6 protein-coding genes and 1 pseudogene are annotated in these 12692 nt (G+C 44.3%); 5 read left to right on the forward strand and 2 right to left on the reverse strand.

All coding sequences use genetic code 11. From position 1 onward, the window contains the following. Window positions 1-219: pseudogene (locus tag AC1DU2_RS03260) on the forward strand (hypothetical protein); the annotation flags it as partial. Between the two features lie 307 nt (window positions 220-526). Here AC1DU2_RS03260 and AC1DU2_RS03265 read toward each other — a convergent pair. Beyond that, window positions 527-1825 (reverse strand): glucosidase family protein, encoded by a 1299-nt coding sequence (locus AC1DU2_RS03265; RefSeq protein WP_477382756.1) that lies wholly within the window; start codon window positions 1823-1825, stop codon window positions 527-529. Window positions 1826-2116: 291 nt separating this feature from the next. Here AC1DU2_RS03265 and AC1DU2_RS03270 point away from each other — a divergent pair, with 291 nt between their 5' ends. The 4 genes from AC1DU2_RS03270 (at window position 2117) to AC1DU2_RS03285 (ending at window position 8800) form a co-directional block, all read left to right on the forward strand. Continuing rightward, window positions 2117-2851 carry a GntR family transcriptional regulator gene (locus AC1DU2_RS03270; RefSeq protein ID WP_147052273.1) on the forward strand — a complete coding sequence of 245 codons (735 nt, stop codon included), beginning with the start codon at window positions 2117-2119 and terminating at the stop codon, window positions 2849-2851. A gap of 80 nt (window positions 2852-2931) precedes the next feature. After that, window positions 2932-4743 carry a class I mannose-6-phosphate isomerase gene (locus AC1DU2_RS03275; RefSeq protein ID WP_477382757.1) on the forward strand — a complete coding sequence of 604 codons (1812 nt, stop codon included), beginning with the start codon at window positions 2932-2934 and terminating at the stop codon, window positions 4741-4743. A gap of 45 nt (window positions 4744-4788) precedes the next feature. After that, window positions 4789-6198 (forward strand): sugar porter family MFS transporter, encoded by a 1410-nt coding sequence (locus AC1DU2_RS03280; protein ID WP_477382758.1) that lies wholly within the window; start codon window positions 4789-4791, stop codon window positions 6196-6198. A gap of 328 nt (window positions 6199-6526) precedes the next feature. Continuing rightward, on the forward strand, window positions 6527-8800 hold the full coding sequence (locus AC1DU2_RS03285) for a GH92 family glycosyl hydrolase (protein ID WP_477382759.1): 2274 nt from the start codon (window positions 6527-6529) through the stop codon (window positions 8798-8800). 512 nt (window positions 8801-9312) lie between these two features. Here AC1DU2_RS03285 and AC1DU2_RS03290 read toward each other — a convergent pair. Then, a complete protein-coding gene (locus AC1DU2_RS03290; protein WP_477382760.1) occupies window positions 9313-12474 on the reverse strand; it encodes a GH92 family glycosyl hydrolase in 3162 nt (1053 codons plus the stop codon). Window positions 12475-12692: the final 218 nt, after the last annotated feature.

A 12692-nucleotide genomic window follows, 5' to 3' on the forward strand; every position in this document is an offset into this window, starting at 1 on the left:
GCCAATAAAAAAGTAAAGACGCTTCTGCATATGGCTGCACTGGTGGCGATTCAGTATAATGATGAACTAAGGCTTTACTACGAACGAAAAGTCAAAGTCGAAAAAAAGAGCAAAATGAGCGTAATTAATGCGGTCAGGAATAAACTTGTGCAGCGCATCTTCTCCTGTGTTAACCAAAACAGAAAGTATGAAAAAAATTATCTTAAATTAGTTGCATAGATCATAGAAATCGAGGTACGAAGCAATCCCTTACATGTTAAGTCCCACATTGTTCGGGATTGCTTCGTGCCATATAACAACGCGCTTGTAAGTTACTGACAATCAATATAAAATATCCTTTATTGCGAGGTACGAAGCAATCCCCTACATGCTAAGTCCCACATAGTTCGGAATTGCTTCGTACCTCGCAATGACGGTAGTTTAGTGCATTTGTTTAACTATATCCGTTGCTCGTCATAACGATTTTTTCAGGTTTTACCTGATGGTTACCCGCAATGACGGATATTCGATATCGGTAATCAGCTTCTTATTTATTCCTGGCAGCCCATTGTTTTAAAACGGTAATGGCATCGTAAAGCACGCCTGCCTCGCCCCTGAAATCGCCCGAGCCTTTTGGGGCGCCGCTTCGTACATCGTACCACTCAAAAAAACCTTTGTTGGCAATAACCCTATCCAGCATTGGCGATAGCTCGGCATAAGCATCTTTGGCGTAACCGTATGACAGTAAGGGGGCTATCATGCGGCCACCAAACCATGTCCAGTCGCCGCCATTCTGATAATCGTAGGAGTGCATATTCGGGAAGCGCTCTGTTGGGTATGGCGGGTAAACGGTAATGCCAATAGTTGCATGTTTTTCTTTAGCTGCCGCAGCCACCATCTGGCGGTTTATCTCTTTAACCTCGGCCGGGGTATTAAAACCAGCCTGTATAGCGCATATCGATCCGCCTAAATACAATATCTCTTTTTCATTAAAATCGGGCGCAAAGGGGCTGCCATTAAGGTACAGGTGCGGGATATATTTTTGCTCACGGCTATCCCACAGGTATTTTCGCACGTTTTTGGTAACATTAGCCGCTACCAGCGCCCAGTTTTGTTTGGCTTTGTATCCTTTAGGCTGCATGGCCACAAAATTGTGCAGGGCTATTACAAACATGGCATTATCATATATATCAATGGCCCATTTGGTTTTATCGTTTATAGCCACACCCCAGCCGCCATCGGCCTGCACATCGCCCCAATCAATGGTGGTAGCCCCGGTTACCAGGCCATACTTTGCCGACCAGCGGTCTTTTTGCAGGTATATAAAAGCATCCTCCATGCGCTGCAATACTGTTTTGCCGCCTATCACTTCATTCAAAATGGTTTTATCGCCGGTAACGTCAATATATTTTTTTACAGCCTGCACCAGGGACGATTCCTGGTCGGTCTCTACCGTATTTTTATGGGCCGCCCAGCCACGCAATAATGGCGAGTAGCGGTATTTGTAGCCCACGTTTGCTTTGGCGCTATCTACCACACCATCAACTATATTACCATCCTCGCCCTGGATCTTAAAAAATAATAGTATCTTTGTTTTAACCTCATCCTTAGGATGTACCTGGAGCGATCCCTTAATAAAAGTATTAAAATCGCGGATCCAAACCTCGTTGTAGGATGTGCCTGCAGAAAAGCCCGAAAGTAATTTTAAAGCCCTCGCCTGGATAGTATCTAACCGTTCATCGGCCACGATAGCTTTGGCAAGCGCCGCCTTACCTGTTGTTTGAGCGTTGGCAGATAAGCCGGTAACCGTAGAAAGCGTAATAAAAAAAGGCAAAAGTATTTTCATGCAGAGTTTATTTTATAAATGAAAGCAATTATAGGATATAATAACGCTGTCATCTGGCACAGACAACAAATATGTACAAACATAAAAACATTAAAATTTAATCCAAATTTATTATGCGTTTTATTTAAGGAAAATATAAAGCTATCTTTAAGTTTCAGACAATTCCTTTAAAAAGAGCAGAATGCTTCGTTTAACACATAAGGGATAAACATATTAATAAAACAGTGGCCGTTAATTAACAAATTATTTAATTTGCACCATACTGTTCATAAAACCTGGATAAATACCAACATGAAATTTTCAATAGATCATAAAAGCAGCGTTCCGCTTCATATACAGGCCGAGAACCTGCTAAGAGAACTGATAAAAGACCCTGAATACCAGGCAGGTAAGCTTTTACCCAACGAAGTGGACCTGGCAAAAAAACTCGCCATCTCGAGGACCACCCTACGCCAGGCTATCAATAAACTGGTTTATGAAGAACTCCTGATCAGGAAGAAAAAGCTGGGAACAAAAGTGGCTCAGCCCAAAATGAGCTCAAAAGCCATGAACTGGCTGAGTTTTACCCAGGAAATGCAGGCACGTGGCATTATTATTAAAAATTACGAACTGCATGTGAGTTGGGTGTACCCCGACGATTATATAGCCAACTTTTTTGACATAAAAACCGAAAAAAAGATATTGAAACTGGAGCGCTTAAGAGGAAATGCAGACGAAGCTTTTGTTTATTTTGTATCCTATTTTCACCCCAGGATTGGCCTTACCGGCGATGAGGATTTTAAAAAACCGCTATACGAAATGCTTGAAAATGAACATTCTGTAGTTGCCGATCTATCAAAAGAAGAAATTAGCGCCAAGGCGGCCGATAAATTTATTGCCGGCAAACTGGAGATAGATATTGGCAGCCCCGTACTTTTCAGAAAGCGTTTTGTATTTGACCAGGGCGACCGACCAATGGAGTATAACCTGGGTTACTACAAAGCCGAAAGTTTTGAGTATACAGTAGAAAGCCGAAGAACAAGTTAGGCCGAAACTAAATATTGATTACTTGTTTGGAATTTACATGAAATCTAATATGTTTGCACATTATAACATATAACGATTGTATGAACAGAGGTCCCGTTTTAAAAAATGACGTCAAACCAGATATTCAAGAACTGAGGTCGACCAGCCAGTTCCTCATTCCGGCTGAGAAGCAATCGGCGCAAAAATCTGAATACGATATCTACCCCACATTTAAAATTGACGGGCCCATTTTTAACGGATTTGGAAAGCTGGCAAGCTGGATTATAGCGCAGCAACAAAACATCATTATTGATGGATACTCGGGCGTGTACTGGGATGTTTTTGCACAACACCTTAATGCCGAGCTTGTTAATAAGGGAGCAAGCGTAAACTGGATAAACATTAATGAAGCCTTAAAACCCGAATTGGTTATACATGCCACAATAGCACCATTTATGGGCGGCGACGACCCTTTGTTTGGGAAGATTTACGAAGGCACCCTGGCAGACTTTTTTGACAGCGACGTGTTGGGCGAATTAAAGCCGGCAGGCAACTGCCTGAATATTATTTACGGCTGCGGCGCGGCACTTAGCGGCTGGCAGGCCCCCCTTATTTACCTGGATGTTCCTAAAAACGAAATCCAATTCAGGTCGAGGGCAAACAAGATCTGTAACCTTGGCGATCATCAGCCAGCAGACCCTAAAATACAGTACAAACGGTTCTATTTTGTTGACTGGCCGGTACTTAATAAACATAAAAAGCAATTACTGCCTGCTGTTGATATCATTGTTGACGAGCAAAGAATTGATGATATCAGCTGGGCAACCGGCGATACCCTCAGGAACGCGTTAAAACAGCTATCTGGCCATATGTTCAGGGCCAGGCCGTGGTTTGAGCCTGGCGTATGGGGTGGCCGCTGGATAAAAGATAACATTAATGGATTAAACGACGACGTGGTAAACTATGCCTGGTCGTTTGAGTTGATAGCACCCGAAAATGGTATTATACTGCAATACGGTGACCATATGCTGGAGGTATCATTAGATACCCTGTTTTTATACAACAACCAGGCTATTTTAGGTAAAGCGGCAGCCAGGTTTGGTGATGCCTTCCCCATCAGGTTTGATTTCCTGGATACTTTTGATGGCGGCAACCTTTCGCTGCAATGCCATCCTACGGTAGCTTATACCAAGGCCAATTTTGGCGAAGATTTTACGCAGGACGAAACCTATTACATCCTTGATGCCGAACCGGGTGCCGAGGTATACCTGGGTTTCCAGGATAATATTGACAGACAGGAATTTAAAGCTGTGCTGGAAGATAGTTTTCAAAACAACCAACCTGTTGAAATAAAGGACTATGTGCAAACATTCCCGGCAAAAAAGCATGACCTGTTTTTGATTCCAAATGGTACGGTGCACTGCTCGGGCAAAAACAATATGGTGCTTGAAATAAGTGCCACGCCCTATATTTTCACCTTTAAAATGTACGATTGGCTTCGCCCGGATCTGAATGGAAACCCACGCACATTGAATATAGACAGGGCATTTGAAAATCTGAACTTCGACAGAAAAGGCGATGTGGTTACCGATACATTAATATCAAAACAAACGGTAGCCAAACAGGGTAAAGATTGGCAGGTAATTAACCTTACCACACATCCGGCGCATTTTTACGCCATCGACCGTTTTGAATTTGATACTGTTGTTGAAGAAGACACCAATAACCAGTGTCATGTATTAAGCCTGGTAGAAGGTGAAAGCATAAAAGTTACCACCAATGGATTAACGCAAGTTATCCATTATGCCGAAACATTTATTGTACCGGCCAATGCGTTAAGCTACACCATGACCAATACCGGCAAAAGCAGGGCAAAAGTGGTGAAAGCCTTTGTTAAGGATGAATGCTGTTAATAAAAACCTAAAATAAAAATAAACCATTACCTAAATTACCATTTCATGAGCCAGGAAAATTCAAAGTCGGTACAAAGCAGGTCTACCCTATTTTTGGTGGCCATTACTTTGGTAGCAACATTGGGCGGTTTACTTTTCGGTTTCGATATGGCCGTAATTTCGGGCGTGCTGCCTTTTGTAAAAAGCCAGTTCTCGTTATCGACTGCAACAGAAGGCTGGTTTGTATCATCGGCATTAGTTGGCTGTATTATCGGCGTATCCTTTTCGGGCGATTTAAGCGACCGGATAGGCCGTAAAAAGATGCTGATGTTAGCGGCCATATTATTCCTGCTTTCGGCCATTGGTTCGGCGTTATCATCTGGCTTTACCTTACTCATACTGGCACGCATGCTTGGTGGTATGGGCGTTGGGGTGGCATCAATTGTAGCGCCTTTGTATATCTCAGAAATTGCCCCCGCAAACGTAAGGGGCCGCCTGGTTACCTTTTACCAGCTGGCTATTACCGCGGGGATACTGGTGGCCTATTTAACCAACTCTGGCTTACTAAGTTTTTCGCTAAATTATAAAGGCAGCGGGTTGGGCGATATTTTAAACCTGGTACTGGTTAAGGAAGTTTGGCGCGGCATGTTGGGTTTAGGTACAGTGCCTGCCCTGCTATTTTTTACAGGCTTATGCTTTGTACCCGAAAGCCCGCGCTGGCTTATCCAACAAGGTAAAAATGATGAAGGGATAGCTATTTTGGCAAAAATAACCAATATGGCTTCGGCGCAAAAAGATGCCGTACTCATTCAAAACACCAAAAGCCAGGAGAAAGGATCATATAAAGAAGTGTTTTCGCCGGCCATGCGCAAGCCCCTCCTTATCGGCCTGCTGCTGCCCCTGTTTTCCCAGTTCAGCGGTATTAACGCGGTAATATATTATGGGCCGCGTATTTTAAGCGATGCAGGCATTAACATTACCAATGCGCTACTTGGGCAAATCATTTTTGGCATAGCCAACTTCCTGTTTACCATTATAGCCATTTGGAAGGTAGATAAAATGGGGCGCCGGCCATTATACATTGCAGGCTCGTTAGGTGCTACAGTGTGCCTGGCATTTACCGGCATTTGTTTTTATTCAGGAGCAACCAGCAGCATCTCTTTAGTCATCAGCATTATACTATTCCTGGCTTGTTTCGCATTCTCTATCGGGCCGCTTAAATTTGTTATCGCTTCAGAAATTTTCCCTACCAAAATACGCGGCAGGGCTTTGGCTTTAAGTATAATGGTGATGTGGATTGCCGATACTATTGTGGGCCAGCTTACCCCCATGTTTTTGGGATCGGTTGGGCCAGCGGTTACCTTTTGGTTTTTCTCGGCCTGCTGCCTGTTATCATTCTGGGTAGTATATAAAATGGTACCCGAAACTAAAGGTAAATCGCTTGAAGAGGTACAGGAGATTTGGGCAGGGCATTGAGCCTCACCCTGCCCTCTCCAAAGGAGAGGGTTCTTGATTTGCATATTTTTTAAGTCCTCTCCCTTGGAGAGGATTTAGGTGAGGCTCCTCCGAAGGAGAGGATTCTTGATTTGCCTGTTTTTTAAGTCCTCTCCTTTGGAGAGGATTTAGGTGAGGCTCCTCCAAAGGAGAGGATTCTTGATTTGCCTGTTTTTTAAGTCCTTTCCTTTGGAGAGGATTTAGGTGAGGCTCCTCCAAAGGAGAGGGTTCTTGATTTACCTGTTTTTTTTAGGTCCTCTCCTTTGGAGAGGATTTAGGTGAGGCTCTTAACGATATATAAAAAAGCAATATGATAAGGATACGCAAAACCGCTGCATTGTTCCTGGCAATTTCATGCGCCTATTTAAGCGGCGGCGCGCAAACAAAACAACCGGTTGATTACGTTGATCCGTTCATCGGGACATCCAATTCGCGTTGGATGCTGTTCCCGGGCGCTACAATGCCCAACGGTATGGTTAAGCTTAGCCCCGATAACCAAAGAGGGGTTTGGCAGGGCGGTTATGAGTATGCTGTAGGGAGTATCCATGGCTTCAGCTTTTTACACGGGTGGACAATGGCGGGCCTGCTGACCATGCCCGCCAACGGCGATCTGTCCACATCACCGGGCGCGGCCGATGAGCCATTTAAAGGGGCCGGGGCGGGTTACCACTCCAGGTTCAGGCACGAGGACGAAAAGGCCTCGCCAGGGTATTATTCTGTTTTCCTGATGGATCCGCAGGTTAAGGTGGAACTGACTGCAACCGAACGTACCGGTGTGCAGCGCTATACCTTTGCCAAAGACAGTTCGAACCGGATCATGATCCAGCTTAACATTCCGGCAGAGTATGGTTATGACCTGAAAGATGCTGTTATTACCAAAGTATCCAACTCAGAGGTACAGGGTTATGCCAAAACCGCATCGGCCAATTTTAATGACTATACCTTGTATTTTGTGATGCAGTTTAGCAAACCTTTTCATGATTTTGAGGGATATGGAAACCAGTCGGCAATTAAGAGCAATAAAGAGATCCAAGGATCGGGCGAGTTGGGCGCATACGTTACCTATCCCACCTCGAAAACCGAACAGGTAATACTAAGAACCGGCATCTCGTTTGTTAACATGGACCAGGCCCGGCTCAATCTTAAAACAGAATTAAAAGGTTTCGACTGGAATTTTGATGCCCTGGTAAAGCATAACAGAACAATTTGGAACAATACCCTAAAGACTATTGCGGTAAACGGTGGCAGCGAAACCGATAAGAAGAAGTTTTACACCAATTTTTATCGTTGTTTCACTGCCAAGATGATCATGAGCGATGCCAACGGAAAATATACCGACGCCTGCGAAAACGTGCAACAACTACCGGCCGGCCGCACCGCAATGATAGGCGGCGATGCTTACTGGAATACCTTTTGGAATTTAAACCTGCTATGGACCCTAACATCGCCGGATATGGTGCAGCAACTGGTAGATACGCAGCTGGAAATGTACGAAAAAACAGGCTGGCTATCCAAAGGCCCGGCGGGGATAGAATACTCGGGCATTATGGAAGGCTCGCATGAAATGGCATTGATCACCAGCGCTTATTTAAAAGGCATAGTAACCAAGGATGCTGATATAGCTTACCGCGCCATGAAAAAGACTATGGAGATTGAACCCACCCCTACCTGTGGTGGCAATCCGGGCAATCCGCAGATAACTGATTATGCCAAATTTGGCTTTGTACCTGTTGAAAAAGGTGCCACCTCAAAAGCATTAGATTATGCCTACGATGACTGGTGCGTAGCCCAGATGGCCAAATTGCTGCATAAGGATGATGATTATAACTTTTTTTTAAAGCGATCTGCAAGCTGGAAAAACGTTTTTAACCCGGCAAGCCGCTACGTTACGCCAAGGAAAACAGATGGCTCATTTATCCCTGATTTCGACCTTTTTTCTGTTAATCATTTTGTAGAGGGCAACTCCTGGCAATATTCGTTATATGTCCCGCATGATGTTCCGGGTTTAATCAATTATATCCATAAGGATGAATTTTTAAAGCGGCTAACCATCGGCTTTCAAAAATCCGAGGTACACAAATTCGCGGCGCACGCGCTTGACCGTACCATGGGGCAATCGGCCGAATATTATATTAACCAGGGCAACGAGGTAAATATGCAGGCTGCTTTCCTCTTTAATTATGCAGGCAAGCCATCTCTTACCCAATATTATACCAGGAAGATCCTGAACACCTTTTATGATGCCTCGCCCTACGTTGGCTGGAATGGCGACGAAGACGAAGGCCAGATGGGTGCATGGTTTGTATTAAGCTCGATGGGTTTATTTGAAATGAACGGGGGCACATCGCCCGATTTAAGGATTGATATTACCAGCCCCTTGTTTAGCAACATTAAAATCAATTTAAACCCATCCTATTTCAAGGGAAAAACCTTCGAAATTAAGGCATATAATAATTCGGCAAAAAACATCTACATCCGCACGGCAATGTTAAACGGCAAAGTTTTAAAGGATAATCATATCAGCTTTAAAGATATTGTAAACGGCGGCAAGCTGGAGTTGTATATGAGCGCCAAGGCTAATTAATTTCAGATGCCAGGTATCTAACGGAGTAAGCCATTTTTGCATTTTTGTAGAGACGCATAATTGCGTCTCCCGCGTTTAGTTCCGATTTGCAAAGGCTGAGGCTATGTCGCCTATGTGCAAATCAAACTTGCATTTTAATCGGCCTTTTTATTTTGAATGCCCTATGGTCGATGCAAAATATTGCGTTTCTCCGCCATAAAGAAATCAAAGAAATTCAGGATTTGTATGGTTTGATTTGCATGTGGAAGATGCAAAGTATTCGTCTCTACAAAAAAAACCTATTGTTTCCTATAAATCATGGCGTTGCCTGCGGCCCGGGTTATCCGCTCATACAGCACCGGCATTAGGCTCATGGCCTGTATCCGCTACTCCCCCTAACGCAAATCGCAGTGGGCTTAAATATAGACCCTTCGATTGATGGGTGACAGATCTTCCACCAACCTGAAAAACTTGCGAAGTTTTAAAACTTCGCAAGTTTAAATTGCAAATAAGTGTCGGTAAAATGTAATTACCTACTGAGTAGCAGGCAAATCCTTAATACCCCATGCCTTATTAGGCTCGGGGCCCATTTCCAGCTTTAGCTCCCCGCCTTTTAACAATTCAGAAGCGGGAAACCAAAAGGATTGCAGCGCTTTACCGTTAAGTGTAGCGCTTTGTACATATTTGTTATCCCTTGATACATTTTCAGCCTCGATGGTAAAGCTTTGCCCCCTGCCGTACGCGCCGTTAAGGTGGATGGTTACCCTGGGGAAAATAGGGCTTCCTATTTCATATATCGGATGTGCGCTGGCACCGCCATCTGTTTGGAAAAGCCCTAATGCATTCATGATAAACCACGAACTCATTTGTCCCTGGTCTTCATCGCCCAGGTAGGCGTTGGCTACACCAAAGCCATAAAAACGATCGACCACCGAGCGGCTCCATTTTTGGGTTAACCAAGGGTGTTTACCCCAATTAAACAGGAATGCAAACTGCATACTTTGCTGGTTGCCCTGTATCACCGGATAGTCCCAATACTGATCGCCGGGGGCATTAAACCTCAGCTTGTAGCTTTCTTTAAAGCCCCAGCTTAGGCGGTCGATAAACTTATCCTGACCTATCTTATGTATAAGGCCCGGAACATCCTGGGGCACAAAAAACGTAAGCTGCCAGGCATTTCCTTCTACATAATGTTCATTAGCACCCGACCGGAAAGGATCAAAATTTGGATACCAGGTACCATCTGAATTTTTCATCCTTGAATAGCCTATAGTTGTATCCATCGCATTTTTCCAATAGCCCGACCTGGTTTTAAAGGTGTCGTAAATATCATTCCGGCCCAATGACTTTGCCAGCTGCGAAACTGTCCAATCGTCATAGGCATACTCCATTGTGTTTGAAAACCTGCCTTTATCGTACGGTACATATTTGTATTTTAAATAAGCCTCCAGGTCTTCATTCCCTGCAAAGCCAGCCTTGCCCACTTTTTGCGCCGGCGTGGTTTGCATTTTCACCACAGCTTCAAGCACCTTTTTTGAATCATAATCGCGGATGCCCATCTGGTACGCGCCCACCATCAGCGGTATCTCATGTTCGGCTACCATCACCGGAACGTAGTTCATGCCGGCGGGGCCTTTTGCAAGCCAGCCATCAGCATCGTACATAGCCAGCTGGGATTTTACCCAATTTGATGACCATTCGGGCGTTGCCAGGTTCCAAAACTGGTTAAGGTTCCAAAAGGTGTTCCAAAACGCATCGCAACCCATTGCCGGCGATTCAGGGTCTTTCAATTGCTGCAGCCTTTTCGAGGCATCAATCCATTGCCCGTTTACATCGCTCCAGGTATTGCGGCTGGCCAGGGCACGGAACATGTTGCTATAAAACCGCATTTTCTCGCGGCTATCGTTGGTGCTTATCTCCAGGCGTCCCAATAGCTTATTCCAGGTTTCCTTTTGTCCATCACGTACCTTTTCAAAACTCCAGTTATATGGTTTGGTAATTTCTTCTGATAAATTCTGCGCTGCATTATCAAGGCTTACCAATGATATGCCGGTACGCGTTTGCACTACCTGGTTTTCGCGGGTATCAAACTCCACATAAGCGCCTGCATTTTTAGGGTCAATAGCGCCAACAATATCACCATCCCCTACTTTATTATTCACCCAAGTGCCAAATTTGCGTATATGGCGATCAAACTCAATCACAAAATAAACTGTATAGTTTTGATCGACCCCGCCCGACCATGCATCCTTTGTAAATTGCTTGCTCGATCCTTCTATCCGGGTATCACTAACTTTCTTTAGCGTAACATCCTTCAAATTATATCCATATTCCGCTGGAATTTTCAAGTCTATCATTACCCTTGCATTTTCGGTTTTAGGATAGGTGTAACGCTCAAAACCACAACGCGTTGTTGCTGTAAGTTCGGCTTTAATGTGGTAATCAGTCAGCATTACTTTATAATACCCTAAAGGCGCTTCCTCGCTCGATTTATCAATCTGCGAGCGGTAGCCGCCATCGCGTTTACGCTCGTCGCCAATACGAGTTTGCAACGGGCCGCTGGTGGGCATCATACCCAGGCCCGCCATTGTCCATTCATGAATGTGGCTAAATGTGCCTACACTTTCAAAAGTGGGGTCATACCCGCCCATCCAGCCCCCGTTTTGGTTATCGGGGCTCAGCTTAACCATGCCAAAAGGCATCCACGGCCCAGGTGCAATCATCCACCTGGAGTGTGCCGATCCCAGGCGCGTATCTACGTAATCTGCAGGCGTTTGTAGTTTGTTAGGCAGCCGCAGCACAATCCCTTTTTCAAGTAAAATATCATTGCAAAAAACCTCGTAGCTGCTTTTCTTTGCGACTGCAACAGCCGGCATAGGTGCTTCAAACACATACCTTGCTGAATCAAGCTTATCCGAAAAAATTATCTTCCCGTCCAGCTTAACCAGCAACTTAGGCTTGCCACTTAGGTGTTGTGCGTCAACAAGTAGCGGCTGATATCTTTTTTTCCCATCTTCAATCTCATAAGCTGCGGGTTTAACGCTGCGCAAAAAGATATTTTGTGGAGTTGTTAGCTGCAATTCCTTTGGCCCATCCAGTTTAACCTGGTCAAATACCAGCCATGAACCATCTATGGAGGTAATTTGTATTTCGTTGCCGCCCTTGTGCAACAGGCCGTTTTTTATGGGGATGGTTAGCGTATAAGGATTGGCTTCACTAAGGTCGCCTTCAACAACCTTATTGTTTTTGCCGTTTGGAAGCCTGCTTTCAAACGACTTGCCGTTGATAACCACCTTTACCAATGGCGGCGAGGCCGCATTATAACCAACCATGTTTATAATAAAACTATAAACACCATTAACCGGCAAAGTTTTTATACCAAACAAAATATTAAGCATCTGCGAATGGATACCCGAAGTACCACCTGTGCCACCCCAGCCATCATTTGGGCCGGGTAATACATATGGCCAATCAGTTTCGGGTTTGGATAGGCCAACCAGGAAAAAACGGTCTTCCCATCCAAAATCATGGTCTAAAAAATGTTGGTATGCTGCAGGAGCCAACGCCATCCCCGAACTGTTACCGTCGGCTTTGCCTATTTGCCAGATTGCAGCCTGTTGGGTAAAACCCCGGTTTAATGTAAAGCACAAGGTGGCCATTAAAAGCAAACCTTTCCTATTGATCCTTATAAACATATATTCAAAATTGATTTATGCATAAATTATTGCTTATACATTCATAATCGCAAACCGAATTACAATTAATAATGTATGTACATAAATACATAAAATATTTCAATGTGCAAATTTTTAATACAATGCGACCAATAATTTATTGACAATGCGCCAATGAATGAATACCCAACAGAGTAAAGCAGGCATTAAATACGTTCACAACATAATTTGGTTAGGCA

This window comes from Mucilaginibacter sp. P4_C11, assembly GCF_056402115.1.

Bases quoted from the DNA above. Each gene is read 5' to 3' on its own strand.
- AC1DU2_RS03285 (WP_477382759.1), top strand. From the start codon at position 6,527: ATGATAAGGATACGCAAAACCGCTGCATTGTTCCTGGCAATTTCATGC.
- AC1DU2_RS03270 (WP_147052273.1), top strand. From the start codon at position 2,117: ATGAAATTTTCAATAGATCATAAAAGCAGCGTTCCGCTTCATATACAG.
- AC1DU2_RS03280 (WP_477382758.1), top strand. From the start codon at position 4,789: ATGAGCCAGGAAAATTCAAAGTCGGTACAAAGCAGGTCTACCCTATTT.
- AC1DU2_RS03265 (WP_477382756.1), bottom strand. From the start codon at position 1,825: ATGAAAATACTTTTGCCTTTTTTTATTACGCTTTCTACGGTTACCGGC.
- AC1DU2_RS03275 (WP_477382757.1), top strand. From the start codon at position 2,932: ATGAACAGAGGTCCCGTTTTAAAAAATGACGTCAAACCAGATATTCAA.
- AC1DU2_RS03290 (WP_477382760.1), bottom strand. From the start codon at position 12,474: ATGTTTATAAGGATCAATAGGAAAGGTTTGCTTTTAATGGCCACCTTG.